This is a genomic window from Mycolicibacterium cosmeticum (assembly GCF_000613185.1).
GTDB classification, from domain to species: domain Bacteria; phylum Actinomycetota; class Actinomycetes; order Mycobacteriales; family Mycobacteriaceae; genus Mycobacterium; species Mycobacterium cosmeticum.
This window is the reverse complement of sequence record NZ_CCBB010000003.1, coordinates 2,217,418-2,244,265: the sequence shown is the minus strand read 5'-3', so window position 1 is coordinate 2,244,265 and position 26,848 is coordinate 2,217,418. Positions and strand designations below refer to the sequence as shown.

Annotated in this window: 23 protein-coding genes; 4 read left to right on the top strand and 19 right to left on the bottom strand. The window is 69.6% G+C overall.

Annotated features, from left to right (window positions below; all coding sequences use genetic code 11):
- Nucleotides 1-83 precede the first annotated feature (83 nt).
- From coaBC to mihF, 4 genes are read right to left on the bottom strand one after another with little or no spacing between them, the layout of a single operon-like run.
- A complete protein-coding gene (gene coaBC / locus BN977_RS30125; protein ID WP_036403739.1) occupies nt 84-1,322 on the bottom strand; it encodes a bifunctional phosphopantothenoylcysteine decarboxylase/phosphopantothenate--cysteine ligase CoaBC in 1,239 nt (412 codons plus the stop codon).
- 22 nt (nt 1,323-1,344) lie between these two features.
- Nucleotides 1,345-1,653 (bottom strand): DNA-directed RNA polymerase subunit omega, encoded by a 309-nt coding sequence (gene rpoZ, locus BN977_RS30120; RefSeq protein ID WP_036403737.1) that lies wholly within the window; start codon nt 1,651-1,653, stop codon nt 1,345-1,347.
- Between the two features lie 55 nt (nt 1,654-1,708).
- Nucleotides 1,709-2,287 (bottom strand): guanylate kinase, encoded by a 579-nt coding sequence (gmk, locus tag BN977_RS30115; RefSeq protein WP_024452837.1) that lies wholly within the window; start codon nt 2,285-2,287, stop codon nt 1,709-1,711.
- Nucleotides 2,288-2,306: 19 nt separating this feature from the next.
- Nucleotides 2,307-2,624: an integration host factor, actinobacterial type gene (gene mihF / locus BN977_RS30110; protein WP_011894593.1), complete on the bottom strand. Its 318-nt coding sequence runs from the start codon at nt 2,622-2,624 to the stop codon at nt 2,307-2,309.
- A 426-nt stretch (nt 2,625-3,050) separates the two neighbouring features.
- Here mihF and BN977_RS30105 point away from each other — a divergent pair, with 426 nt between their 5' ends.
- Nucleotides 3,051-4,106: a DUF2330 domain-containing protein gene (locus tag BN977_RS30105; RefSeq protein ID WP_036404930.1), complete on the top strand. Its 1,056-nt coding sequence runs from the start codon at nt 3,051-3,053 to the stop codon at nt 4,104-4,106.
- Here the strand turns inward: BN977_RS30105 and pyrF are convergent.
- The 8 genes from pyrF to BN977_RS30065 all read right to left on the bottom strand — a co-directional run bounded on the left by pyrF (nt 4,094) and on the right by BN977_RS30065 (nt 14,046).
- A complete protein-coding gene (pyrF, locus tag BN977_RS30100) occupies nt 4,094-4,915 on the bottom strand; it encodes an orotidine-5'-phosphate decarboxylase (protein ID WP_024452839.1) in 822 nt (273 codons plus the stop codon). The two genes, BN977_RS30105 and pyrF, sit on opposite strands and share 13 nt — an antisense overlap.
- Nucleotides 4,912-8,256: a carbamoyl-phosphate synthase large subunit gene (gene carB, locus BN977_RS30095; RefSeq protein ID WP_036403734.1), complete on the bottom strand. Its 3,345-nt coding sequence runs from the start codon at nt 8,254-8,256 to the stop codon at nt 4,912-4,914. Before carB ends, pyrF begins: the two co-directional genes overlap by 4 nt.
- Nucleotides 8,256-9,380 carry a glutamine-hydrolyzing carbamoyl-phosphate synthase small subunit gene (gene carA / locus BN977_RS30090; protein WP_234709690.1) on the bottom strand — a complete coding sequence of 375 codons (1,125 nt, stop codon included), beginning with the start codon at nt 9,378-9,380 and terminating at the stop codon, nt 8,256-8,258. The genes carB and carA overlap by 1 nt, the downstream gene beginning before the upstream one ends.
- The gene (locus BN977_RS30085) at nt 9,377-9,880 is read right to left on the bottom strand and encodes a PH-like domain-containing protein (RefSeq protein WP_024452842.1); all 504 of its coding nucleotides are present in this window, start codon (nt 9,878-9,880) and stop codon (nt 9,377-9,379) included. Before BN977_RS30085 ends, carA begins: the two co-directional genes overlap by 4 nt.
- Nucleotides 9,877-11,160, bottom strand: a complete 1,284-nt coding sequence (locus BN977_RS30080) for a dihydroorotase (RefSeq protein WP_036403730.1) — start codon at nt 11,158-11,160, stop codon at nt 9,877-9,879. Before BN977_RS30080 ends, BN977_RS30085 begins: the two co-directional genes overlap by 4 nt.
- Nucleotides 11,157-12,113: an aspartate carbamoyltransferase catalytic subunit gene (locus BN977_RS30075; protein WP_036403728.1), complete on the bottom strand. Its 957-nt coding sequence runs from the start codon at nt 12,111-12,113 to the stop codon at nt 11,157-11,159. Before BN977_RS30075 ends, BN977_RS30080 begins: the two co-directional genes overlap by 4 nt.
- A complete protein-coding gene (gene pyrR, locus BN977_RS30070) occupies nt 12,113-12,694 on the bottom strand; it encodes a bifunctional pyr operon transcriptional regulator/uracil phosphoribosyltransferase PyrR (protein ID WP_036403726.1) in 582 nt (193 codons plus the stop codon). Before pyrR ends, BN977_RS30075 begins: the two co-directional genes overlap by 1 nt.
- Nucleotides 12,695-12,762: 68 nt before the next feature.
- Entirely contained in the window at nt 12,763-14,046 is a 1,284-nt protein-coding gene (locus BN977_RS30065) for an MFS transporter (RefSeq protein ID WP_036403724.1), read from the bottom strand.
- Nucleotides 14,047-14,105: 59 nt separating this feature from the next.
- On the opposite strand from BN977_RS30065, the gene BN977_RS30060 reads away from it, so the two are divergent.
- Genes BN977_RS30060 through BN977_RS30050 form a run of 3 tightly spaced genes read left to right on the top strand, consistent with a single transcriptional unit; the run spans nt 14,106 to nt 18,208 of the window.
- Nucleotides 14,106-15,776: an alpha-keto acid decarboxylase family protein gene (locus BN977_RS30060; RefSeq protein ID WP_036403722.1), complete on the top strand. Its 1,671-nt coding sequence runs from the start codon at nt 14,106-14,108 to the stop codon at nt 15,774-15,776.
- 45 nt (nt 15,777-15,821) lie between these two features.
- Complete coding sequence (locus tag BN977_RS30055; protein ID WP_036404927.1) at nt 15,822-17,021, top strand: serine hydrolase domain-containing protein; 1,200 nt, start codon at nt 15,822-15,824, stop codon at nt 17,019-17,021.
- Complete coding sequence (locus BN977_RS30050) at nt 17,018-18,208, top strand: FAD-dependent monooxygenase (RefSeq protein ID WP_084172722.1); 1,191 nt, start codon at nt 17,018-17,020, stop codon at nt 18,206-18,208. The genes BN977_RS30055 and BN977_RS30050 overlap by 4 nt, the downstream gene beginning before the upstream one ends.
- A gap of 9 nt (nt 18,209-18,217) precedes the next feature.
- Here the strand turns inward: BN977_RS30050 and BN977_RS30045 are convergent, their stop codons facing one another.
- The 7 genes from BN977_RS30045 to BN977_RS30020 form a co-directional block, all read right to left on the bottom strand.
- Complete coding sequence (locus tag BN977_RS30045; protein WP_036403717.1) at nt 18,218-19,705, bottom strand: HNH endonuclease signature motif containing protein; 1,488 nt, start codon at nt 19,703-19,705, stop codon at nt 18,218-18,220.
- Nucleotides 19,706-19,726: 21 nt separating this feature from the next.
- Complete coding sequence (locus BN977_RS30040; RefSeq protein ID WP_051562056.1) at nt 19,727-20,551, bottom strand: integrase core domain-containing protein; 825 nt, start codon at nt 20,549-20,551, stop codon at nt 19,727-19,729.
- Nucleotides 20,552-20,676: 125 nt separating this feature from the next.
- Complete coding sequence (locus tag BN977_RS32125; protein ID WP_081664607.1) at nt 20,677-21,021, bottom strand: helix-turn-helix domain-containing protein; 345 nt, start codon at nt 21,019-21,021, stop codon at nt 20,677-20,679.
- A gap of 214 nt (nt 21,022-21,235) precedes the next feature.
- Complete coding sequence (locus BN977_RS30035; RefSeq protein ID WP_036403714.1) at nt 21,236-23,917, bottom strand: fumarate reductase/succinate dehydrogenase flavoprotein subunit; 2,682 nt, start codon at nt 23,915-23,917, stop codon at nt 21,236-21,238.
- A complete protein-coding gene (locus BN977_RS30030) occupies nt 23,914-24,654 on the bottom strand; it encodes an ABC transporter ATP-binding protein (RefSeq protein WP_036403712.1) in 741 nt (246 codons plus the stop codon). Before BN977_RS30030 ends, BN977_RS30035 begins: the two co-directional genes overlap by 4 nt.
- On the bottom strand, nt 24,651-25,493 hold the full coding sequence (locus BN977_RS30025; RefSeq protein WP_036403710.1) for an ABC transporter permease: 843 nt from the start codon (nt 25,491-25,493) through the stop codon (nt 24,651-24,653). The genes BN977_RS30030 and BN977_RS30025 overlap by 4 nt, the downstream gene beginning before the upstream one ends.
- Complete coding sequence (locus BN977_RS30020) at nt 25,490-26,848, bottom strand: ABC transporter substrate-binding protein (protein WP_036403708.1); 1,359 nt, start codon at nt 26,846-26,848, stop codon at nt 25,490-25,492. Before BN977_RS30020 ends, BN977_RS30025 begins: the two co-directional genes overlap by 4 nt.

Genomic DNA, 26,848 nt, shown 5'->3' with positions numbered 1-26,848 from the left:
TCGAATCGTATACGCGCTCACTGCGAGCCAACCCGCAACCCCCGACCGGCGCAACCCTTATCCGCAGGTTGATACCGGCGGGATCACTCCGTTGTCAGGAACGCCCCGATCGCGTCCACGATACGGCTGGCCATCAAAGTCTTCGAGCCGTGTGGCAAAGCCGCCTCGGTGCCGTCGGCCCCCAGCAGCCATCCGGTGTTGTCGTCCACCTCGAACGCCTTGCCGTCACCGACGGCGTTGACCACCAGCAGGTCGCACCCCTTGCGCTGCAGCTTCGCCCGGGCGTGGAACAGCACGTCGCCGTTGGCGTCACCGGTTTCGGCCGCGAACCCGACGATGGCGCGCATGTTGGGCAGCTGGCCGTCGGCGCGGGCACGCACAGCGCCGGCCAGGACATCGTCGTTGCGGACCAGCTCGATCGACGTCGGCTCGTCGGCACCTTTCTTGATCTTGGCGGTCGCCACGTGGGCGGGCCGGAAGTCGGCGACGGCGGCGGCCATCACCAGCACGCTCGCGTCGGGAGCATGTTTGGACACCGCGTCACGCAGCTGGGCCGCCGACCCGATGTGCACCACGTGCACGCCGGCCGGATCGACCAGGCCGGAGGTGTTGCCCGCGATGAGCGTGACATCGGCGCCCCGCTGGGCGAGCACCCGTGCCATCGCATAGCCCTGCTTGCCCGAACTGCGGTTGCCGATGAACCGGACCGGATCCAGCGGCTCGCGGGTGCCGCCGGCGGTCACCAGCGCCTTCATCCCGGCCATGTCGTACGGCAGGGCGTCGCCACGCTCCAGCAGCAGCCCGGCCAGGGTGGTGATCTCCTCGGCCTCGGGGAGCCGGCCCGGCCCGGTGTCGGCGCCGGTGAGCCGCCCGGAGGCCGGTTCCAGGACCACCGCGCCGCGTCGGCGCAATGTCGCGACGTTGTCGACGGTGGCCGGGTGGAACCACATCTCGGTGTGCATGGCCGGAGCGAACAGCACGGGGCAGCGCGCGGTCAGCAGGGTCGCGGTGAGCAGGTCATCGGCGCGACCGGCGACGGCGCGGGCCAGCAGGTCGGCGGTGGCCGGTGCCACCACCACCAGATCGGCCTCCTGGCCGATCCGGACGTGCGGAACCTCGTCGACGTTCTCGAACACCCCGGTGTGCACCGGGTGGCCCGACAGGGCCTCGAAGGTGGCGGCGCCGACGAATCTCAGCGCCGATTCGGTGGGGACGACACGGACGGAATGCCCGGCCTCGGCCAGCTGGCGGACGACCGTACAGGCCTTGTAGGCAGCGATGCCGCCGGCGACACCGACGACGATGCGCTTGCGTTCGGTCATGTGTCCCGCCGGCGCCGTGCGCTTACTCGCCGCCCTCGGAGTGCTCCAGCAGGTCGCCGTGGATCTCGCGCATCGCGATCGACAGCGGCTTCTCCTGCAGACCCGGCTCGACCAGCGGGCCGACGTACTCCAGGATGCCGTCACCGAGCTGGTTGTAGTAGTCGTTGATCTGGCGGGCGCGCTTGGCGGCGTAGATCACCAGGGCGTACTTGCTCGACGCCCGGTCGAGCAGCTCGTCGATGGGCGGGTTGGTGATGCCCAGCGGCGTGTCGTAGGCGTTGGCGGCGTCGAGGTTCTCGACAGAGGTCACGGAGATTCTCCCGGCTGTAATCGGTGATAGAGAAGATGCAGTTGGTGGCCGTGAGGCGGCCGGAAAAGCCAGTCGGTTAGCGGGCCACCAGCAAGGATACCAATTCCGCGCACGCCGACTCCAATTGGCTGTTGACCACCACCACGTCGAAGTCGGTCTGGGCGGCCAGTTCGGCGCGTGCCGTGGCCAGCCGCCTGGCCTGCACCTCAGGGCTCTCGGTACCGCGGCCGATCAACCGTTCCTCCAGCGCCTCCCAGCTCGGGGGCGCGAGGAACACCGTCGTGACCTCGGGCATCGCCGCCTTGACGGCGCGCGCCCCGGCCAGGTCCACCTCGATCAGGACGGGCGCACCGTTGGCAACGGCCGTGCGGACGGGCGCGGCCGGGGTGCCCGAGCGATGCAGGCCGCCGTGGATTTCGGCCCATTCCAGCAGTTCACCGGCGTCGATCAGATGCTGGAACTGCTCGGCGCTGACAAACCGGTAGTCGACGCCGTCGACCTCACCGGGCCGCGGCGCGCGTGTCGTCGCGGACACGCTGAAATACAGGTCGGGAATCCGGTCGCGCAGGCAGCGCACCACCGTGGACTTCCCGACGGCGGACGGGCCGGACAGCACCACCACGGCAGCCCTGCCCGGCCCTCCACCAGTGTTCACTTATTCGTTGGGTCCGTGCTCAGGAGAAGTCGAACTTCTCCAGGAGGGCCTTGCGCTGACGGTCGCCGAGGCCGCGCAGGCGGCGGGTCGGGGCGATCTCCAGCTCGGTCATGATCTCCTGAGCCTTGACCTTGCCCACCTTCGGCAACGCCTCCAGCAACGCGGAGACCTTCATCTTGCCCAAGACCTCGTCGGTCTCGGCGTCGGTGAGCACCTGCTTGAGGTTGGTGCCGCCGCGCTTGAGCCGGTCCTTCAACTCGGCTCGCGCTCGACGTGCGGCAGCAGCCTTCTCCAACGCTGCCGCGCGCTGTTCGTCGGTCAACTGGGGAAGGGCCACGGGGTTCCTCCGTCTCTCGCCATCTGTTGTTTCATCACGGCTGGATTACGTAACCAGCCAGCGACGACGACCGTACCCACGCATCCTGACGAAAGCTAACCCCACCCCCGGCTAATGGGGCCAAAAGACCAGCGTGTAGGGCGCGCGCGGGAGGATGCCGCCCTTAGCCGGGGCTGCCCGCGGCAACCGCGGGGTCAGAACCCCGACACCCGATCTACCTGCATATCCAGGGCTTTTCGCGTTACGGCGACGACGTCGCCTGTTCATCGCCGCCGCGCGGCGCCGTCGCCGATCCGGCGATTCTGGCGGTCGGATAAGAAATTCTTGCTGGTCACGGCGCGTCGGCGTGTCGGGGCCGTGCGACGGGGGCCGGGCGGCCGGTCGATCCGGTCGTCACGGCGCCGCACGACCGGTAGTTTCATGCCGATGCGGGTCGCCCACCGGTCGTTTTGTGCCGCACTGATGCTGCTGGCCGCGCTCGTCGCGCACACCGCCGCACCGGCGTGGGCCTGCGGTTGCGGTGCCTACATTCCCGACCGGGCCGGAGCCGCCGTGGTCGACGAGCGGGCGCTGGTCGCCTGGGACGGGTCGCGGGAGGACATCCTGATGTCGCTAGGTGTCACGGGCAGCTCGGACCGGGCCGCCTGGGTGATGCCGGTGCCGTCGGCCGCGCAGGTCAGCCTCGGGGACACCGCCGTCTTCGGCGAGCTGGCCCGGCTCACCGCGCCACGCGTCGAATACCGGGACAGCTGGTGGCCGACCTTCGACTGGCTGCAGCAGGGCGCGACCGGGGCCGTGGAGACGGCCGGGGCGGCACCCGGTGCCGGGGTGCACGTGCTGTCCAGCCAGCGCATCGGGCCTTTCGACGTGACGAGACTGCGCGGGGACGATCCGGCCGCGCTGGCCGGGTGGCTGGCCGACAAGGGCTTCCCGCACCCGGACGGACTCGACGCCAACCTGGCGCCGTATGTCGCCGAGGGCTGGGAGATCGTCGCGGTCCAGCTGGTGCCCGGCGCCGCCGGCGCGGCACTGACCGGGTCGCTGCAGCCGCTACGGCTGTCGTTCGCCATGGACAAGGCGGACAAGGTCGTGTACCCGATGCGGCTGTCCCGGTCGGCCACCGCCCCGCAGACCGTCGACCTCTACCTGCTGGCCGCGCACCGGATGGATCCGATCCGGGTGCCCGTCGCCGGCAACGCGCCCACGCTGCAGTTCGCGGGTCCGGTGGACAGTGCGGTGCTGGCGCCGTATCTGGACGGCCGGCGCTACCTGACCCGCTGGACCAATCACCTGAACGCCCCGCAGGACATCGACGACGACTACCTGTTCGCCCGTGCCGAAACCGACACCGACTACCAGCAGGTGATCTTGCGCACCCGCAACCACGGGGACCTCACCGGGGCGGTGCTGCTGGGTGTGCTCGTCGCGGGTGCCGCGGCGGCACTGATCGTCGCCGTCCGGCACCGCCGTCAGGCCAGGTAGGCGACCGCGTCGCGCAACTGCTCGGCGCGCGCCCGCAACGCCGCCACATCCGGTCCGGCGCGCAACACCTCCCGGGACACCGCGGGCAGCACCCTGGCGCCGAGCCGGCCCAAATCCTCGGGACGGCCACCCTGCGCGCCGAGCCCGGGGGCCAGCACCGGACCGTCGAAGGCGCTCAGGTCGGGCAGCTCGGTCAGCGTCGCGCCGATCACCACCCCCACCGAGCCGGGGCCGCCGGACGCATTCGCCCGATTCTCCGCCGCGGCCGCGTCGATGACGGACTGGGCGACGGTGCGCCCGCCCGCCTGCCCGCCCAGCAGAGCCCGCTGCACGGTCGCGCCCTCCGGATTCGAGGTGGCCGCCAGTACGAACACTCCCCTGCCGTGGCCGGCGGCGGTGTCCAGCAGCGGGCGCAGCGATTCGAAGCCGAGGTACGGCGAGGCCGTCACGGCGTCCGCCGCCAGCGGCGAGTCGCCCACCCAGGCGCGCGCGTACGCGGCCATCGTGGAACCGATGTCACCGCGTTTGGCGTCGGCGAGCACCAGCACACCGGCGGCGCGCAGCCCGGCAATGGTCTCTTCCAATACCGAAAACCCGGCCGCCCCAAAGGCTTCGAAGAAGGCCACCTGCGGTTTGACGATCGCGAACCCGCCGAACGCCTCGACACAGATGCCGGCGAACCGGCGCAGACCGTCCACCGACACCGGCAGCCCCCACGAGGTGAGCAGTTCGGGATGCGGGTCGATGCCCGGGCACAGCGGCCCCCGGGCCGCGACGGCCTCGGCGAGCCGCGTCCCGAACGGGCTCACGGGGTCGCGCCCAACTGGCTGTGCAGCTCCTGCAGCGACCGCACCCCGATATCACCGCGGATGCCGGCCTCGATGCCCTGCACGGCGGCCGACGCGCCCTGCACCGTCGTCACGCACGGGATGTTCACCGACACCGCGGCCGACCGGATCTCGTAGCCGTCGATCCGTGGCCCGGAGTTGCCGTACGGGGTGTTGATCACCATGTCCACCTGACCGGCCCGGATGGCGTCCACCGCGGACACCTCGGGCCGCCCGGCACCCGGCTCCTCGAAATTCTTGCGCACCACCTCGCACGGAATACCGTTGCGGCGCAACATCTCCGCGGTACCCTCGGTGGCCAGCACCCGGAATCCGAGATCGGCGAGGCGCTTCACCGGGAACACCAGCGAGCGCTTGTCCCGGTTGGCCACCGACACGAACACGGTGCCCGAGGCAGGCAGCGACCCGTAGGCGGCGGTCTGGCTCTTGGCGAAGGCGGTGCCGAAGTCACGGTCGATGCCCATCACCTCACCGGTGGACTTCATCTCCGGGCCCAGCAGCGAATCCACCTGGGAGCCATCGGCTTTGCGGAACCGGTGGAACGGCAGCACGGCTTCCTTCACCGCGATCGGCGCGTCCGGCGCCGCGGTGGCGCCGTCACCCTCGGCGGCCAGCACACCCTCCGAACGCAACTGGGCGATGCTGGTGCCCAGCATGACCCGGGCGCAGGCCTTGGCCAGCGGCACGGCGGTGGCCTTGGACACGAAGGGAACGGTGCGGCTCGCTCTCGGGTTGGCCTCCAGGACGTAGAGCACATCGTCCTTGAGCGCGTACTGCACGTTGAGTAGCCCGACCACGCCGATACCGTGCGCGATCGCCTCGGTGGCCTGGCGGACCTTCTCGATATCGGTGCGGCCCAGGGTGACCGGCGGCAGCGCGCACGCCGAGTCACCGGAGTGGATACCGGCCTCCTCGATGTGCTCCATCACGCCGCCGATGTACACCTCGGTGCCGTCGCACAGCGCGTCGACGTCGATCTCGATGGCGTCCTCCAGGAACCGGTCCACCAGCACCGGATGCTCCGGGGACAGCTCGGTGGCCCTGGCGATGTAGCCCTCCAGTGTCTCCTCGTCGTAGACGATCTCCATGCCGCGCCCACCCAGCACGTAGGACGGCCGCACCAGCACCGGGTAGCCGATGTCGGCGGCGATCCGGCGAGCCTGCTCGAAGCTGGTCGCGGTGCCGAACCGGGGCGCGGGCAGGCCGGCGCTGCGCAGCACCTCACCGAATTCGCCGCGGTCCTCGGCCAGGTCGATGGCCTTGGGGCTGGTGCCCACGATCGGCACCCCGGCCTTCTCCAGCCGCTCGGCCAGTCCCAGCGGGGTCTGGCCGCCCAGCTGCACGATCACCCCGACCACGCCCGGGCCGCCGGCCCCGGATGCCTGCTCGGCGTAGTAGACCTCCAGCACGTCCTCGAACGTCAGCGGCTCGAAGTACAGCCGGTCGGCGGTGTCGTAGTCGGTGGACACCGTCTCGGGATTGCAGTTGACCATGACGGTCTCGAACCCGGCGGCGCTCAGCGTGGTGGCCGCGTGCACGCAGCTGTAGTCGAATTCGATGCCCTGCCCGATCCGGTTGGGGCCCGACCCGAGGATCAGCACCTTGGGCTTCTCGGTCTGCGGGGCCACCTCGGTCTCGGCCGCCGGGTCCAGCTCGTAGCTGCTGTAGTGGTACGGCGTGCGGGCCTCGAACTCGGCGGCGCAGGTGTCCACCGTCTTGTACACCGGGTGGATGCCGAGCCGTTCGCGCAGCGCCCGCACCCCGGCCTCACCGGCGAGTTCCGGTCGCAGCGCGGCGATCTGGCGGTCGGACAGACCGCTGTGCTTGGCCCGGCGCAGCAGCGCCACGTCCAGCACCGGCGCGTCGACCAGTTCGGCGCGCAGCGCCACCAGCGTGGCGATCTGGTCGACGAACCAGGGGTCCACCCCGGAGGCCTCGGCGACCTGCTCGACGGTGCCGCCCAGGCGCAGCGCCTGCTCGATGTCGTAGATCCGCCCGTCGGTGGCCGTCCGCAGATCGGCGAGCAGCTCGTCGAGGGTGGCGTCGCGGTCCGGTCCGGTCCAGAAGCCCGCCCGCTTGTTCTCCAGCGAGCGCATCACCTTACCGAGCGCCTCGATGAAGTTGCGGCCCAACGACATCGCCTCGCCCACCGATTTCATGGTGGTGGTCAGCGTCGGGTCGGCACCCGGGAACTTCTCGAAGGCGAACCGGGGCGCCTTGACCACGACATAGTCCAGCGTGGGTTCGAAACAGGCCGGGGTTTCCTTGGTGATGTCGTTGACGATCTCGTCCAGGGTGTACCCGATGGCCAGCTTGGCGGCGATCTTGGCGATCGGGAAGCCGGTGGCCTTGGACGCCAGCGCGCTGGACCGCGACACCCGGGGGTTCATCTCGATGACGATGAGCCGGCCGTCTTTCGGGTTGATGGCGAATTGGATGTTGCAGCCACCGGTGTCGACGCCGACCTCGCGCAGGATCGCGATGCCCAGATCACGCATCACCTGGTATTCGCGGTCGGTCAGCGTCATCGCCGGGGCGACGGTCACCGAATCACCGGTGTGCACGCCCATCGGGTCGAAGTTCTCGATCGAGCACACCACCACCACGTTGTCGTGGTGGTCGCGCATCAGCTCGAGCTCGAATTCCTTCCAGCCGTAGATCGATTCCTCGATCAGCACATTCGCCGACGGGGACGCCGCCAGGCCGTCGCCGGCCATCCGTTCGACATCCTCGGCCGAATACGCCATGCCCGAGCCGAGCCCGCCCATGGTGAAGCTGGGGCGGACGACGACGGGCAACCCGAGGTCGGCCACCGTCTCGCGGACCTCGTCCATGGTGAAACACACCCGGCTGCGGGCTGATTCACCGCCCACCTTGGCGACGATGTCCTTGAACTTCTGCCGGTCCTCGCCGCGCTGGATGGCGTCGAAGTCGGCACCGATCATTTCGACGCCGTAGCGCTCCAGCACACCGTTCTCGTACAGCGCGACGGCGGTGTTCAGCGCGGTCTGCCCACCCAGGGTGGCCAGCACGGCGTCGATCTTGTTGCCGCGCTCGGCCTGCTGGGCGATCACCTTCTCCACGAAGGCCGGGGTGATCGGCTCGACGTAGGTGTGGTCGGCGTACTCCGGGTCGGTCATGATGGTCGCCGGGTTGGAGTTGATCAGGGTGACCTGCAACCCCTCGGCGCGCAGCACGCGGCAGGCCTGGGTGCCCGAGTAGTCGAACTCGGCGGCCTGGCCGATCAGGATCGGCCCGGACCCGATCACCAGGACGTGGTTGAGGTCGGAACGGCGTGGCATTACTTCTCCCCTGCCATCAGGTCGATGAATTGGTCGAACAGGTACTCGGCGTCGTGCGGACCGGCGGCCGACTCCGGGTGGTACTGCACCGAGAAGGCCCGCCCGTCGACCAGCTTGATGCCCTCGACCACCCCGTCGTTGGCACAGGTGTGGCTGACGATGCCGCGGCCGAACGGGGTGTCGAACTCCTCGCCCGCCTCACCCTCCAGGGCGAAACCGTGGTTCTGCGCGGTGACGGCCACCCTTCCGGTGGCATGGTCCATCACCGGGATGTTGATGCCGCGGTGGCCGAAGGTCATCTTGTAGGTGGACCGGCCCAGCGCCCGGCCCAGGATCTGGTTGCCGAAACAGATGCCGAACAACGGGATCCCGGCCTCGAGCACCTGGCGGGTGACGCCGACGATGTGGTCGGCGGTGGCCGGATCACCGGGCCCGTTGGACAGGAACACGCCGTCGGGCTTGAGGTCGGCGATCTCGTCGAAGGTCGCCGCCGACGGCAGCACATGGCTGCGTACGCCGCGGCGGGCGAAGTTGCGCGGGGTGTTGGTTTTGATACCGAGGTCGACGGCCGCCACGGTGAACCGCCGCTCGCCGAAAGGCTCGACCACGTACCGGCTTTCGGTGGACACCTCACCGGCCAGGTCGGCACCCAGCATGGACGGCTGGCTGCGCACCCGCGCCACCAGCTCATCGGTGTCGGCCAGGCTTTCGCCGGAGAACACCCCGGCCTTCATCGAGCCGGCGCTGCGCAGATGCCGGACCACCGCGCGGGTGTCGATCCCGGCGATCCCGACGATGCCCTGGCGCACCAGCTCGTCCTCGAGCGTGCCGGTCGCGCGCCAGTTCGACGCCCGCGGCGACGGATCCCGGACGGCGTAGCCGGCGACCCAGATCTTGTCGCCGTGGCTTTCGGCGTCCTCGCCGTTCCAGCCGGTGTTGCCGATCTGGGGTGCGGTGGCGACGACGATCTGGCGGTGATAGCTCGGGTCGGTCAGGGTTTCCTGGTAGCCCGACATGCCGGTGGAGAACACCGCCTCGCCGAGGGTCTGCCCGATCGCGCCGAACGGGGTGCCGGTGAAAACCCGGCCGTCCTCCAGCACCAACACTGCCTTCTGGCTGGTCACGCTGCTTCCTCCCTGACCCATTGGGTGTTCTCGTTGCGGTCGTCGGCCCGGAAGCCGGTATCGATCTCGGTTCCCGACGGCAGCTTCCAGCGGATCGCCAGGATGCCCTCGTGGGTGAGCGCCTTGCCGGTCATGGCCCGCTCGGTGCGGATCACCACGATCGACTCGTCGGGAATCCAGATCGGCCCGGCGCCGGTGCGCTGCACCATGATTCCCTCCGGGTAGCGGGTCAGCGCGCCCTTGGCACGGAAACCCAGCGCCCCGGCGGCGATCCGGTCGTTCCAGTGCGGCACCAAGGTGCTACCGACGTAGAGCCCCTTGGTCGGGCCGATCAGCGCCGGCCCCACCGTGTCCGGCAGTGCCGGCAACGTCCCGATCAGCTCGGCCTGGCGCTGCGCGCGATGCAGCCAGCCGCGCAGCATCTGCCGGATCAGGAAACCGATCAGCACCGCCAGCACGGCGGCCATGATCAGCGACGCGATGAGCGTGGGGGTGTTCATGAGGCGACGTGCCCATCCCGTGCGGTGATCTTGCCGCGCAGCAGGGTCAGCGTCACCGTGGCCGGCAGGGTCATCGACTCGTACGGGGTGTTGTCCGAGCGGCTGGCCAGCGCCGGACCGCTGACGGTCCAGGTGGCGTCCGGGTCGACGACGGTCAGGTTGGCGGGTTCGCCGACCTCCAGCGGGCGGCCCTGATCGGGCAGCCCGACGATGGCCGCCGGCGCCTCGCTCATCACCCGGGCGACGTCGCGCCAGCTCAACAAGCCCGGTCCCACCATCGTCTCGACGACCACCGACAGTGCGGTCTGCAATCCGAGCATGCCCGGCCGCGCGTGCGAGAACTCGCAACACTTCTCGTGCTCGGCGTGCGGCGCGTGGTCGGTGGCCACACAGTCGATGACACCGTCGGCCAGCGCCTGGCGCAGCGCGGCCACGTCACTGGCCTCGCGCAGCGGCGGGTTCACCCGGTTGCGCCCGTCGTAGTCGGCCAGCACCGCGTCGTCGAGCAGCAGGTGGTGCGGGGTCACCTCCGCCGTGATCGAGATACCTTGCCCCTTGGCCCATTTCAGCAGCTCGACGGTGCCCGCGGTGGACGCGTGGCAGATGTGCACCCGGGCGCCGGCGTCGCGGGCCAGGATCGCGTCACGCGCGACGATGGACTCCTCGGCCGAGCGCGGCCAGCCGGCCAGTCCCAGTTTGGCGGCGTTGGGGCCCTCGTGCGCGACGGCACCCACGGTCAGCCGCGGCTCCTCGGCGTGCTGGGCGATCAGCACCCCGAGCCCGCTGGCGTATTCCAGCGCGCGGCGCATCACCAGCGGATCGTGCACGCAGATGCCGTCATCGGAGAACATCCGCACCTGCCCCACCCCGGCGGCCATCAGGCCCATCTCGGTGAGCTGCTTGCCCTCCAACCCGACGGTGACCGCACCCACCGGGTGCACGTCGACCAGGCCGACCTGCTGCCCGCGGTGCCACACATGGTCGGTGACCACCGCGCTGTCGGCCACCGGATCGGTGTTGGCCATCGCGAACACCGCCGTATAGCCGCCCAGAGCGGCTGCGGCCGAACCGGTTTCGATGTCCTCGGCGTATTCGCGGCCGGGTTCGCGCAGATGGGTGTGCAGGTCGACGAAACCGGGCAGCAGGATCTGGCCGGCGGCGTCGATCACGGTGTCCCCCGAGGCGCCCGTGCCGATCTCGGCGATCTGCCCGTCGGACACCAGCACATCGACCGGCTCACCCTCGCCGTAGAGCCGCACACCCTTGATCAGAATCGTCATGAAACCACCCCGGCCTTTTCGGACTCTGCCCCCACCAGTAGGTGGAACAGCACCGCCATCCGCACATGGACACCATTGGAAACTTGTTGCAGCACCGCCGATTGCGGCGCGTCGGCCACCGAGTGCGCGATCTCCATGCCGCGCAGCATCGGGCCGGGGTGCAGCACCACCGTGTCCTCGGCCAGCCGCGCCAGGCGTTTCTCACTCAACCCGTAGCGCACCGAATACTCACGGGCCGACGGGAAGAAGCCACCGTTCATCCGCTCGGCCTGCACCCGCAGCATCAGCACGGCGTCCGCGGCGGGCAGTTCGGCGTCCAGCTCGTGCGACACGCTGACCGGCCAGTCCGCGACCCCGACCGGCAGCAGTGTCGGCGGTGCCACCAACACCACCTCCGCACCGAGGGTGCTCAGCAGTTCGACGTTGGACCGCGCCACCCGGCTGTGCAGGATGTCGCCGACGATGACCACCCGCCTGCCGTCGATCGAGCCGAGCCGCTGCCGGATGGTCAGCGCGTCCAGCAGAGCCTGGGTGGGGTGCTGGTGGGTGCCGTCGCCGGCGTTGATGACCGACGGACCGGTCCCGTCGGGTTCCACTGTCCACTTCGAGAGTTGTTGGGCCGCACCCGAAGCCGGGTGCCGGATGATCAGCGCGTCGGCACCGGCGGCGCGCAGGGTCAGGGCGGTGTCGCGCAGCGATTCGCCCTTGGCCACCGAGGAGCCCGAGGCGCTGACATTGATGACGTCGGCGCTCATCCACTTGCCGGCCACCTCGAAGGACACCCGGGTGCGGGTGGAGTTCTCGTAGAACATCGTGATGACGGTGCGCCCGCGCAGCGTCGGCAACTTCTTGACCTCGCGGCCCAGCAACGCCTCACGGAACCGGTCGGCGTCGTCGAGGATCGCGGTCGCCTCGTCGCGGGACAGGTCAGCGGCCGAGAGAAGGTGTTTCATTACCGAGCCGGTCCTCCGTAGGGGGCGATCTTCACACCGTCGTAGCCGTCGCTCTCCTGCAGGCGCACCTTGACGTTCTCGCTGCGCGACGTCGGGACGTTCTTGCCGACGTAGTCGGCCCGGATCGGCAGCTCGCGGTGGCCACGGTCGACCAGCACCGCCAGCTGCACGGCGCGGGGCCTGCCGATATCGCGCAGCGCGTCCAAGGCCGAGCGGACCGAACGGCCGGAGTAGAGCACGTCGTCGACCAGGATCACCAGCGCACCGTCGATGCCGCCGGACGGGATCGAGGTGACCTCCAGCGGCCGCGGCGGTTTGATGTTCAGGTCGTCGCGGTACAGCGTGATGTCCAGCGCGCCGTGGGCCAGGTCGACCTCCGCGAACTCGCGGACCTTCTCGGCCAGCCGGTTGGCCAGCAGGACACCACGGGTGGGGATGCCGAGCAGCACCACGCGCGGCGCGTCGGGCGCGTCCAGCGCGGTCTTTTCGATGATCTGGTGCGCGATGCGGGAAACGGTCCGGCTCACATCGGCGGCGGACATCAATTCCCGGTCGGCGTGTGCGGCATCAGCGGTGCCCACGATTAACCCGGACCTCCTTCTCCGCCTCTCGGGACGGATCGTTAAAGGACGTCGAACTGCCGGGTAGCTTAGCAGGCCACCTCGGCCGGGTCGTCGGCCAGTGGTGTGCCCTTCGTCTCCGGCAGCACCACGGTCGAGGCGATGCTGACCACCACGAAGACCGCCATCAGCGCCCCCACCGACCAGCTGCCGAAATCGCTGACCAGCACCCCGGCGATCAGCGGCGGCACCGCGCCACCGACGATGCCGGCCAGGTTGAAGGCCAGCCCGGCACCGGTGTAGCGGTAGCGGGTGGCGAAGATCTCCGGCAGGAACGAGGCGATGGGTCCGTAGGACGTGCCGAAGATGCAGAACATGCCGCCGATCGCCAGCGCGAACAGCCACGGCGAACCGGTGTCGATCATCGGCATCACCAGGAAGGCCCAGGGCAGCGCGACGACGAAACCGGCCAGGATGATCCGGCGCCGGCCGTACCGGTCGCACAGCACCGCCGAGATGGCGGTGAACGTCATCAGCGCGACACCGGCGAGCACCCCGACGGTCAGGATGAGGGTGCGCGGGTGGCCGATCTTGGTGGCGGCGTAGCTGAGCAGGTAGGTGCCGCCGAGGAAGCTCATGGTGAAGATGCCGACCATGCAGCCCGCGGCGAGCAGCACCTGCGGTGTCTGGGTGCGCAGCAGCTCGGTCAGCGGTGCCCGGGGCACGGCGTTGCGGCGCTGTTCCGCGGCGAACACCGGGGTCTCGTCGATACTCAGCCGCACGTACAGGGCGACGATCACCAGCAGCCCGCTCACCAGGAACGGCACCCGCCAGCCCCAATCCAGGAACACCGGGCTCTTCTCCCCGATCGTCACGTTGGCGATCAGGAACACCAGGTTGCTGGTGGCCAACCCGGCACCGGCACCCAGCTGGGTGAACATGCCGTATTTGCCGCGCTGCTCATCGGGGGCGTACTCGGCCGACAGCAGCGCCGACCCGGCCCACTCACCACCGACGGCGAAGCCCTGACACAGCCGCAGGGTGAGCAGGATGACCGGCGCCAGTATCCCGATCGAGGCCGCGCTGGGCACCAGCCCGACGGCGAAGGTGGAGATGCCCATGATCAGCAGGGTGGCGATCAGAGTCTTCTTCCGTCCCAACCGATCACCGAAATGCCCGAACACCGCCGCGCCCACCGGGCGGGACAGGAACGCGGCCGCGAAGGTGGCCAGCGAGGAGATGGTGCCCATCGTCGGGCTCAGGTTGGGGAAGAAGATCTTCGGGAACACCAGCGCGGCGGCCGTGCCGTAGATGTAGAAGTCGTAGAACTCGATGGCGGTGCCGACGAAGCTGGCGAAGGCCACCTTCTTCATCGGGGCCTGCGCTGCTGTGGTCACCCGAAAAAGTATGCACCCGTGCGTAGGCTCGGCTGATGACCGATACCGACTACACCGTTGGCGACTATCTGCTGGACCGGCTGGCCGAGCTGGGCGCGACCGAGGTGTTCGGGGTGCCAGGCGATTTCAATCTGGAGTTCCTGGACCACGTGCTCGCGCACGACACCATCCGCTGGGTGGGCGGGGCCAACGAGCTCAATGCCGGCTACACCGCCGACGGCTACGGCCGGTTGCGGGGAATCGCCGCGCTGGTCACCACTTTCGGCGTGGGCGAGCTGTCGGCGGCGAACGCCGTCGCCGGCAGTTTTGCCGAGCACGTGCCGGTGGTGCACATCGTGGGCGCACCGTCCAAGGACGCCCAGGCCGCCCGCCGGGTGGTCCACCACTCCCTCGGCGACGGCGATTTCGAGCACTTCTTCCGGATGGCCCGGGAAATCACCTGCGCCCAGGCCAGTCTGATCCCGGCCACCGCCACCCGGGAGATCGACCGGGTGCTCTCGGAGGTCCGCGAACAGAAGCGGCCCGGATATCTGCTGCTCGCCACCGATGTGGCCCGCTTTCCCGTCGACCCGCCGTCGGCGCCGTTGCCGACCTACGGCGGCGGTACCAGCCCGCGGGCCCTGGCCCTGTTCACCGCCGCGGCGCGGCGGCTCATCGGTGAGCATCAGGTGACGGTGCTGGCCGACCTGCTGGTGCACCGGCTCGGCGCCGTCGACAAACTGGCCGATCTGCTGGCCGCCGATACCGTGCCGTACGCGACGCTGATGTGGGGCAAGAGCCTGCTCGACGAGAGCTCGCCCAACTACCTGGGCATCTACGCCGGGGCGGCCAGCGCCGAGCCGGTGCGCCGCGCCGTCGAGGAGGCCCCGGTGCTGGTGACCGCCGGCGTGCAGTTCACCGATATGGTCAGCGGCTTCTTCTCCCAGCAGATCGACCCGGCCCGCACCATCGACGTCGGACCGGTGCAGGCCACCGTCGCCGGACAGGTGTTCGCCCCGATCGATATCGACGCCGCGCTCGAGGCGCTGACCGGCATCCTCACCGATCGGGGCGTCAGCTTTCCCGCCGTGGCCGACCCCGTCGCGCCGGCCCGCGACGCCGCCCCGGCCCCGGACACCGCGCTCACCCAGAAGATGTTGTGGGACCGGGTTTCTGACGCACTGACCCCGGGGAATGTGGTGCTGGCCGACCAGGGCACGTCGTTCTACGGGATGGCCGCGCACCGCCTGCCGGCCGGGGTGACGTTCATCGGGCAACCGCTGTGGGGGTCGATCGGCTACACCCTGCCTGCCGCGCTCGGCGCGGCGCTGGCGCACCGGGACCGACGGATCGTGCTGCTCATCGGCGACGGTGCCGCCCAGCTGACGGTGCAGGAGATCGGGGTGATGGCCCGCGAGGGTATCGCCCCGGTGATCATCGTCGTCAACAACGACGGCTACACGGTGGAGCGGGCCATTCACGGTCCCGCGGCCTACTACAACGACATCGTCACGTGGCGCTGGCAGGAGCTACCGGCGGCCCTCGGTGTGCCCGACGCCCTGACCGCCCACGCCAGCACGGTCGGTGAACTGGATGCCGCGCTGGCCGCGGCCGCCGAGAATCGGGACCGGATGGCGGTCATCGAGGTGGTCGTCGACCGGGCCGACGTGCCGCCGCTGTTGGCCGAGCTGGCGCGCGCGGCCGCAGCCGCCAACGCCGCCGGTTGACCCGGTCGGGACCGCTGACACCGCACGATCAGTATCGTGTCGCGGGTGAGTCTCGACGCGAACCGCGCCTCCATCACCGAGGCCATCGACTCCGGGTTGCTGGCCGGGGCGGTCACCCTGGTCTGGCACGCCGGTGAGGTGGTCCAGGTCAACGAACTGGGCCATCGTGACGTGGCGGCCGGGCTGCCGATGCAGCGCGACACCGTGTTCCGGATCGCGTCGATGAGCAAGCCGGTGACCGTCGCGGCCGCGATGACCCTGGTGGAGGAGGGCACGTTCACGCTGCGCGACGAGATCGCGCCGTGGATACCCGAACTCGCCGGGGTGCGGGTGCTGGCCCAGCCGGGCGGACCGGTGGACGTCACGGTGCCACTGCGCCGGCCCATCACGTTCGAGGACCTGATGACGCACCGGTCCGGACTGGCCTACCCGTTCTCGGTGACCGGCCCGCTGGCACGCGCCTATTCGCGGCTGTCGCATCGGCAGAACGAGGACCGCTGGCTGGCCGAACTGGCACAGCTTCCACTGGCCCACCAGCCCGGCGAGCGGGTGACCTACAGTCACGGCACCGACGTGCTGGGCATCGCCATCGGCCGGATGACCGGAAAGCCGTTGCATCAGGTGCTCTCCGAGCGGATCTTCGATCCGTTGGGCATGCGTGACACCGGGTTTGCGCTCACCCTGGTGCAGCGTCGACGGATGGCCACCATGTACGCCCTGACAGAAGGGGGCCTCCGCGACGACGTGATGGGTCCGCCGGCGCTCACCCCGCCCGAGTTCTGCGCGGGCGGCGCCGGCCTGATGTCGACCGCCGACGACTACCTTCAGTTCGCCCGGATGCTGCTGGGCGACGGCGCCGTCGACGGTGTTCGAGTGCTGTCGGAGGAGTCGGTCCGGTTGATGCGCACCGACCGGCTGACCGCCGAACAGAAACAGCAGAACTTCCTCGGCGGACCGTTCTGGATCGGCCGCGGATTCGGCCTGAGCATGTCGGTGGTGACGGATCCGGACCAGTCGCGGCAGTTCTTCGGTCCGGGTGGGCTGGGCACCTTCGGCTGGCCGGGGGCCTTCGGCACCTGGTGGCAGGCCGATCCGGCCAATGACGTGATCCTGCTGTACCTGATCCAGAACTATCCCGATCTGAGCGCCGACGCCGCGGCCGTCCGCGGGAACACGTCGGTCGCGAAACTGCAGTCGGCCCAACCGAAATTCGTCCGCCGGACCTACCAGGAACTCGGATTGTGACGACGGTCCTGATCAGCGGCGCGGGGATCGCCGGGCCCGCGTTGGCGCATTGGCTGTCGCGCACCGGCTACCGCGTCGTGGTGGTGGAGACGGCGCCGGGTATCCGGTCCGGCGGGCAGACCGTCGACCTGCGGGGCGCGGGCCACGACGTGACCGCCCAGATGGGCCTGCTGGACGCGGTCACGGCCAAGGCGCTGGACCAGCGCGGGGCGGCCTGGGTGCGTGCCGACGGTTCGCGCCGGGCCGAGATGCCGGTGACGGCGTTCCATGGCAACGGCCTGGTCTCCAAGCTGGAGATCCTGCGCGGCGACCTGGTCGAGGTGCTGTACCGGGCCACCGAGGCGAGCACCGAATACCGGTTCGGCACCCGCATCACCGCCATCGACGGCTCGACCGTCACGCTCAGCGACGGCAGCACCGTCACCGCCGACCTGATCGTCGGTGCCGACGGACCGCATTCGGCCGTGCGGCGCCTGGTGTTCGGGCCCGAGGACCAGTTCACCACCCTGCTGGGCGGATACCATGCGTGGTTCAGCGCGCCGGACACCGCCGGGCTGGACGGCTGGTTCCTGCTGTACCAGGAGCCGGGCCTGAATGCCTCGATGCGGCCGTCGCACGACCCGGCGGTGGCCAAGGCGGGCTTGGCGTTCCGGTCCGGTCCCGTCGACTACGACCGGCGTGACACGGGTGCCCAGATCGAGCTGCTGCGCCGGCAATTCGCCGACGCGCAATGGCACTGCCCGCAGTTGCTGGCCGCCGCGGCCGACGCCGACGATTTCCACTTCGACGCGTTCCTGCAGGTGCACATGGACTCGTTTACCCGGGGCAATGTCGCGCTGGTGGGTGACGCCGGGTATTGCGCGTCTCCGCTGTCCGGGATGGGAACCAGCCTGGCCCTGGTGGGGGCGTACGTGCTGGCCGGCGAACTCGGTCCGGCGGATTCCTTTGCCGCCGAAGCGCTTCCGGATGCCCTGACCCGGTATGAGACGGTGCTGCGCCCGTATATCGAGCGCTGCCAGACCCTGGCCAACGGGATCGACGGCTACCTGCCGAAGACCAACGGCGATATCGTCGTGACCGCACAGGTGATGAAGTGGATGCAGCGCTGGCCGTTTCGCCCGATCGCCGAGCGCAAGTGGTTCACCACCGCGGACTCGATCGCGCTGCCGCACTACCCTCGCGGGTGATCGGCGCCGTCAAAACGGCGGGGGTTCGGCGTTCTCGTCGATCGCCTGTCGGTTGAGGCGGCGCGCGGCATTGATCCGCGCGGCGCGCGCCTGCGCCCGGGTGCGCCGGCGCCGCGGCATGGCCAGCCCACGGTCGCCCGCGGTGGTGACCGGTGCGGACGACGGTGCCGGGGTGTCAAGAGGTCTGTCGGGAAACAGGATTCGGCTCAGCGGCACAGTGGTGTAGGTGTGGCCGGTGGGGCTGGTCCAGGTGTGTGTACCGTCCTGATGCTGGCAATCGTCCCAGCCGCCGAAGGTCTTGAGCAGGTGGTGGGTGCGGCATTTGGCCGAGAGGTTGCCGGGGTGGGTGGCGCCGGCCGGCCAGGGCACACAGTGGTCGAGGTCGCAGCGGTGGGCCGCATGGTTGCAGCCTGGGAAGCTGCACACCAGGTCTCGGGTGCGGACCCAGGTGGTGAGTTTCGCCGACGGCCGGTAGCCGGGTTCGGCGGGCAGGTCGACTACGCCGCTGACGGTTGTGACGCGGGCGCCGGCGGCGACGAGGTCGCTCACCAACGGCGCGGGCAGCACGCCACCACCGAGCAGCACGCCCGGGGAGCCGTTGGCCGCGGCCGCAGGGAACGAACGGGTGCGCAGTTCGGGTTTCCGGCCGCCCGACCCCCCGTCGGGCGCCGGGTCGGGTCGAGGTTCGGGTTCGGCCGGGCCGCGATCCGTGCTCGCATCCGGCGATGCGTCGGTGAGCACATGCACGATGACCGATGCCGCGCGCGGATCCTTACCCGCTGCAGCACAGTTCGCGTCTCCGCACAGACAGGGCAGCCGGTCGGCGTGCGGATCGGCGGCCAGCACGCCCAGCGCATCGGCCAGCCGCTGGGTCTTCGTACGCGGATCGGCGTCGCAAACGGTGGCCGCGATCGCGGTGAGCCGGGCCTTCAGGATGGCGGCGTCGGTGGCCAGCAGCCGCCCGAAGACTCCTGTGGTGCCGCCGGGGTCCTCGGCGCCGCCGAACTCCAGATAGCGCGACTGGGCTGCACTGCGGGCGCCCGACACCGCGGTGGGATCGAATTTCTCGATCCACACGTCGATGCTGTCCTCGATGTTCTTCTGCGACAACGTTCCCAGCGTGGGCGCGATGCCCGCCAGGGCGGCGTCGATGAGAGCCAGGGCGTCTTCGTGGATCACCAGGCGGGTGCGCCAGGTGATCGCGGCGGCGATTTTCGCCGAGATCTCGCCGGCGGCCAGCAACGCCCCGACTTTCGGTAACCGGTCGCGTAAGGCGATCGCGATGCGCATCTGCCCGGCTGCGGCCTGCTTGGTCAATCCGCATGCCGCGCAGACGTCGGCGGTGGCGTACTCCCATCCGTCGATCACGGCGTGAGCGATACCGTCGTCCTCGTCATCGCAGTGGCGGGCCACGATGGCAGCGATCAGCGCCAGCCGTTCGGCGGCCGCGACCGCCTCCGAACGCGTCTTGTCCCGCAACGCATCGATCAGCTCCACGTCACCGAGGAATGTCTTGGGTCAAGTATTTGGCAGGTTTTGGTGGGTGGGTTGGTTTAGGTAGACGTGTTGGGGTGTGCGGTCGCCGAGAGTTTGGTGTGGCCGGATGGTGTTGTAGATGATCCAGAATCGGTGGACTTCCATGTCGAGGGCGTCACCGTCGCCGATGTAGCCGCGGTAGAGGTGTTCGTATTTCAGTGAGCCGAAGAATCGTTCGATGACCCCGTTGGTTTGTGGTGACTTGATCCGGGTTCGGACGTGACGCAGCAGCGGGTCGTCGTGGTCGGCGAACAATGCTTGGAAGGCCTTGCCGCGATAGCAGGGTCCGTTGTCGGAGACCACGGCGATCGGAGCGGGTGCCTGGCCGATGACGGTGTCGTCGGCGTCGAGAATGTCCATCAGGCCGCGGTCATTACGCAGATCGTCGAGCCCGAGGATGCGTTGGGCTTCTTCGATCGCCAACTGCAGACAGCGCACCGCGTCGGAGCCGCGACTGGTGGGGGTGACGGTGATGGCCAGGCAGTATTTGGCGACGTAGTCCACGACCGCGCTGATGCGCCAGATACCTCCGCAGGCGGTTTCGAACTCGGAGAAGTCGGTCTGCCAAACCCGGTTACGTTCAGTGGGCGGGTCTTGGAAGACTTTGCGTCGCAGTACCGCCCAGGACTTGCGGTCGGCTCGAAATCCTTGGGGCAGTAGCAGTCCTCGGCGTCGCAGCGCGCGTTGCACCGAGGAGTTGGTGACCTCGTGCCCGTCTGCACGCATCAACGCGGCGATCTTGCGGTAGCCCCATGCTGGCCAGGTTTCGGCGTATTTGGCGGCCAGAGCTTCGATACGATCGACCACGGGTGCCGGCCAGGGACCCTTGGGCAGTTCACCGGCGCGTAGTCGCGCTCGGCGCCGGCGATACGTGCGTTCGGGGATGCCGGCCAGGACGCAGAACCTCGAAACCGGCAGCCCCGCCGCCAGTCTTAGGGCTTCGAGGTCCGGGAAGGGACTTGATCAGCCCAGGCCGCTCCCCGCTGCCAGATTCGCAGTTGCACCGTCGCTTCGGCCAACGCGAGTTTGAGTTCCTCGTTCTCATGACGAAGTCGACGTTGTTCAGGGTTGCCAGCCTGGCCCGCCGGTCCGCTGGGGACCTCTTGCATTCGTTCGGCTCCGGCTTCGAGGAATTGATGTTTCCACTTGGTCACCTGGGTCGAGGACACCCCGCACCGACGGGCTGCCTCTGCGCCGGTCATCTCCCCGGCCAGCACCGCCAGCACCAACCGGGTCTTCTCCTCGGCAGGAATCTTCGTTCGTCGCGATCGCGCCATATCCACAACCTTCCAGCCCCGGCCACGGTTATCCACAAGTTGCGACCCTGCCAAAAAGTATGAGTCAGTAGAGGAAAGCCGGATCGAACATACGTTCACCATACCCCGGCCCACCGACAGCAACGACCGATTTACCTCCGCCCCAGAAGAATTGGAGCTTTGTCGCTGAAAAGTCGCTCGGAGGCGGGCAATGACACCCACCCCCGGACCGCGGTCAGGCGCTCACCACGTCCAGGGCGCGGCGCGCGTAGGCCCGCACATCGGCGTCGGCGTCGGCCAGCGCCAACCCGAGCGCCTCCCGGGCGGCCCCCTCCGAAGCCGCCCACCGGGTCAGGCTCAGCACGGCGGCCTTGCGCACATCCAGATGCGAATCCGACAGCGTTCGCGACAGCGAGGGCACGGCGATCTCCGGCGCGACCCCCGACAGCGCCCGGGCCGCTCCTTCGCGGACCTGCCAGGCCGACTCCCCCAGTGCCCGTTCGATATGCGCGATGTCGCCCTCGTCGCCGCCGAGGCTGCCCAGTGCGGACAGCGCCGCGGCCCGCACCAACGGATCGCGGTCGGCCAGGCCGGCCCGCACCGTCGCCACCCCTGCGCCGAGGGTGGCCAGTCCGCGCAGCGCGGCGATGCGCACCTCCCGGTTGTCGTCCGACGCGGCACGCGCGACACCGTCGGCGTCGTCGACCGACACCAGCGCCCGCACCGCCTCGATGCGCACCCGGTGGTCACCGTCATCGAGCGCGGCGGTGAAGTCCGCGGCCACCCGCCGCGAACTGGTCACGTACAGCGCCACCGCGCGCACCACCGCATCGGACGAGTCCAGGTGTGCGGCAAGCGCTTCCGGTTCGGGAAGCACTTCGACCAGTTCCCTGACGCCATCGGCGGCCTGCTGCCGAACCGTCGTATCGGGATCGGCCAGCGCGGCCACCAGGGCCGGGCCGTAACCGTCGGGCAGATTCTCGACCAGGGTGGCCACCGCGGTGCGACGCACACCCGGGTCCGGATCGGTGAGGAACTCGGCCAGCTGCACCAGCGCCGGTTCCTCCAGCGCCAGCACCGCTGCGATGCGTGGAGAGGGCGGCGGTGCCGGTTCGGCCGCCACCCGGGACACCACCGAGGCCGGCGCCTTGCCGCCGAACAGCGGCGGCTGATCGACGACAACCGGCGGCCGGCCCAGGTGACCGGAGGGCACGTGCTCCAGGCCCGGCACCGGTACGAGATACTCGGCGACCGGGCGCTTGAGGAACTCCATCGCACCGTCGGCGCCCTTGCGCAGGTTCAGGTGGAAGTTCCAGTCGTCGTCATCGCGGGCGGGCATGTCGGCACGCTCGTGGTAAAGGCCCCACCGGGATTCGGTGCGGGTCAGCGAGGACCGCGCCGCCATCTCGGCGCAGTCCCTGATGAAGGACACCTCCACCGCGCGCATCAGTTCGTGCGGGGTCCGCGCGCCGATGCCCGCGACCTCGTCGCGCATCCGGTCGAAGGTCTGCACGGCGATGGACAGCTTGGCCGCCGTCTTCGGCGGTGCCACGTAGTCGTTGACGAAGCGCCGCAGCTTGTACTCCACCTGCGGTTGCGGCGGGCCGTCGGGTTGGCGCAGCGGCCGGTAGATCAGTTCGTGCGCGGCGGCCAGCTGATCGCCCGGAAGGTCGACCGGCGCAGGCGTTTCGGCAAGGGTCGACGCGGCGTGCTCACCCGCCAGGTCGCCGTACACGAACGCGCCGATCATGTAGTTGTGCGGCACGCAGGCCAGGTCACCGGCCGCGTACAGGCCGGGCACGGTGGTGCGGGCATGCTCGTCGACCCAGACACCGGAGGCCGAATGCCCACTGCACAAACCGATCTCGGAGATGTGCATCTCGATGTCGTGGGTGCGGTAGTCGTGGCCGCGGTTGGCGTGGAACGTACCGCGGGTGGGCCGCTCGGTGGTGTGCAGGATGTTCTCCAGCGCGGTCAACGTCTCGTCCGGCAGGTGCGACACCTTGAGATAGATGGGTCCGCGGGCGGAGTCGATCTCGTTGCGGACCTCGGACATCATCTGGCCCGACCAGTAGTCCGAGTCCACGAACCGCTCCCCGGCCGCATTGACCTGGTACCCGCCGAACGGGTTGGCCACGTACGCACACGCCGGCCCGTTGTAGTCCTTGATCAGCGGGTTGACCTGGAAGCACTCGATGCCGGACAGCTCGGCACCGGCGTGATAGGCCATCGCGTAGCCGTCCCCGGCGTTGGTCGGGTTCTCGTAGGTGCCGTACAGATATCCCGACGCGGGCAGACCGAGCCGTCCGCACGCCCCGGTGGCCAGGATGACCGCCTTGGCCGCGACGGCGACGAACTCCCCGGTGCGGGTGTTCAGCGCCGCGGCGCCGACGGCTCGGTTGTCCTGGACCAGCACCCGCACCGGCATCAACCGGTTCTCAATCTGGATCTTCTCCCGCATGTTGCGCTGCCGCAGCACGCGGTAGAGCGCCTTCTTGACGTCCTTGCCCTCGGGCATCGGCAGCACGTAGGAGCCGGACCGGTGCACCCGGCGCACCGCGTACTCGCCGTGCTCGTCCTTCTCGAATTTCACGCCGTAGCGTTCCAGCCGCTGCACCATCGCGAAACCGCGGGTGGCGGTCTGATAGATGGTGCGCTGGTTGACGATTCCGTCGTTGGCGCGGGTGATCTCGGCGACGTAGTCCTCCGGTTCGGCCTTGCCGGGGATGACGGCGTTGTTGACGCCGTCCATGCCCATGGCCAGCGCGCCGGAGTGCCGCACGTGCGCCTTCTCCAGCAGCAGCACGCGGGCGCCGTGCTCGGCGGCGGTCAGCGCGGCCATGGTGCCGGCGGTGCCGCCGCCGATCACCAGCACGTCACAATCCAGCCGGACGGTGTCAGATAGCGCGGGAATCATGAATTGTCCAATGCCTCGATGATTTCGGTGCGTAATGCGGTGCGGTCGACGTTCTCGGTGCGGGGCGCCGGGATCTCCCGCAGCACGCGCAGGCCCCCACCGCCCAGCACCGCGACGCGGTCGCCGAGGATCAGTGCCTCGTCCACGTCGTGGGTGACGAACACGATGGTGGTGGGGTGTGCCCGCCACGTGGTGATCAGCAGCCGTTGCATGGCGGCACGGGTCTGCGCGTCCAGTGCGCCGAACGGTTCGTCCATCATCACGGCGCGGGGCGCCCCGGCCAGACCGCGGGCCAACTGCACCCGCTGGCGCATGCCACCGGACAGGCTCTTGGGCAGGTAGTCGGCGAACCCGGTCAGGCCCACCTCGTCGATCCAGCGTTCGGCGCGCGCCCGCCGGTTCGGCCGTGGTTCGCCCCGGAGTTTCAGCGCCAGTTCGATATTCGAGCGGACGCTGCGCCACGGCAGCAGGGCACTGTCCTGGAACACCATGCCCCGGTCCCGCGACGTGCCGGTGACGGGTGCTCCGTCGGCGCGCACCCGGCCGGCGTCCGGGGACAGCAGCCCCGCCAGCGCCCGCAGTACCGTCGACTTGCCGCAGCCCGACGGTCCGGTCAGCACCAGGATCTCCCCCGGCTGCACCGTCAGGGTCAGGTCGCGCAGCACCGGAGCCCCGGTGTAGGACAGCGTGACCCCGTCGAGTTCCAGGCGTAGGCCTTGGACCACTGCGGTACTCATCGGGTTGTCTCCTCACCGCGCGGCAACCACCGGGTGGCCCGACGGCCGATCAACTCGATCGCCGCGGCGGTGCCGAAGCCGAGCACGCCGATGGTGATGATGCCGACGAACACGGCCGGGTAGTCCAGCACCGTGTAGGCCTGCCAGGTGCGGTAGCCGACACCGAGCCGGCCGGAGATCATCTCGGCGGAGATGACGCAGATCCAGGCCACCCCCATCCCGACGGACAGCCCGCCGAACAGGCCGGGCAGGATGCCGGGCAGCACCACCTGGCGCAGTACATCCCAGCGCCCGCCACCGAGCGTGCGCACCGAGTCCTCCCAGATGGTCGGCAGCGCCCGCACCGCATGCCGGGTGCTCACCATGATCGGGAAATACGCGGCCAGGAACGTGATGGCGACGATGCCGGCCTCATCGGAGGGGAACAGCAGGATGGCGACCGGCACGATGGCGATGGCCGGGATCGGCCGCAGCAGTTCGGCCGGCGGCCCGAACACGTCGGCGAACACCGGCGAGCGGGCCAGCAGGATGCCGGTGATCACCCCGACGACCGCGGCCAGCCCGAACCCGGTGAGGATCCGGATCAACGACTGCGCGAGGTCCAGCCAGTAGGCGGCGGTGCCCAGCCGGTGGCCCAGCGCGGCGCCGATCTCGGTGACGGTCGGCAGCGTGTCGAAGCGCAGCCAGAACCGGAAGCCGTTGGCGGTCAGCACTTGCCAGAGGCCGATCGCGGCGAGCACCGAAGCCGCCCGCAGCGCGCGATGCCGCCACCCACCGCGAGCGCGGGTGGCCCGCGGCACGGTGGCCTCGGTGGTGGGCCGACTGGCCAGGGTGGTCATACCGCCCCCGCCAGCGCCTGCTGATAGTCGACGGTGCTGCTGCCGGGATGGGCGGCGGTGTAGCGCTGCGCGCCGGCCGCGGTGTCGAAGGGCAGATAGTTCTGCCCGTCGCGCACCCAGATGGACTTGTCGGCGAACCAGCGGGTGCCCAGTTCGGTGTCGGGCACGTACGCCGCCCGCACCGTGGCACCGCGGGCCTGCGCGTCGCGCACCGCACGCAGCAGCTGGTTGGGGCTGGCCGCGGGCTGGGTGGTGTCGGCGCCCTGCAGCCAGAGCTCCCCGGCCGCCGGCGTGCCGGTGGTCTTGACCGCCGCGTCGTAGTCCAGGCCGCGCGCCGCGAACGCGGCCCGCAGCGGCCCGTCCTGCACGAAGCCCGGGACGTCCAGCTCGGCGAAATCGCCGATCGACTTCAGGTACGGCACATCGCCTTTGAGCGCGTCCACCAGCGACGGCTTGAGGGTGGTGTCGAAGGAGGTGCCGCCGGGGCCGTTGTACAGGTACACCACCTCCTGCGGCAGGCCGCTGCCCTCGGCGACGATGCGGGACGCCTCCAGCGGTTTGGTGTTCAGGAAATCGGTGGCGTCGAGTTGGGCCTGCAGGAACGCGTCGAGCACCTCGGGATGCTCGGTTGCATAGGCGCGCCGCACCACCACCCCGTGCAGGGTCGGGTAGTTCAGCGCGGCACCGTCGTAGAGCAGCTTGGCCTTGTTCTGGAACACCAGCAGCCCCGGCCACGCCACGAACTGCGAAAGCCCCTGTACCTGACCGGATTCCAGGGCGGACGCGCCGACCTGGGGTTGCTGGTTGAGCACCTCCACACCGGTCTTGGGGTCCAGGCCGGCCTGCGCCAGCGCCCGCACCAGCGTGCCGTGCCCGGCCGAGCCGACACTGGCGGACACCTTTTTCCCGGCCAGGTCGGTCAGCGTGCGGGCCGGCGAATCGGGCGCCACCACAACCATGTTCAGCGCGCCTTTGGGGTTGTACCCGGTGACCGACACGATCTCGGTGCGGGCGCGGTCATTGCCCTGGGTCTTGGAGCCGTTGATCAGCATCGGGTAGTCGCCCATCGAGCCGATGTCGATCTTCTCGGCCACCATCTGCGCGGTGATCGGGGCGCCGGTGTCGTAGTCCTGCCAGGTGACGTTGTACTTGGTTCCGGTGCGGGTGGTGATGTCGGCCAGCCGGTGCTCCAGGTAACCCTGGGCTTTGAGCAGGGTGCCGGCGGTGACGGTGTTGATGGTCTTGGATTGATAGCCGATGACGACGTCGACCACGTCATCGGAGCTGGTGGTCGAGTCCAGCGAGCACCCCGACAGCGTGAGGGCGGCGAGCAGGACCGCGAGCGGTTTCTTCAT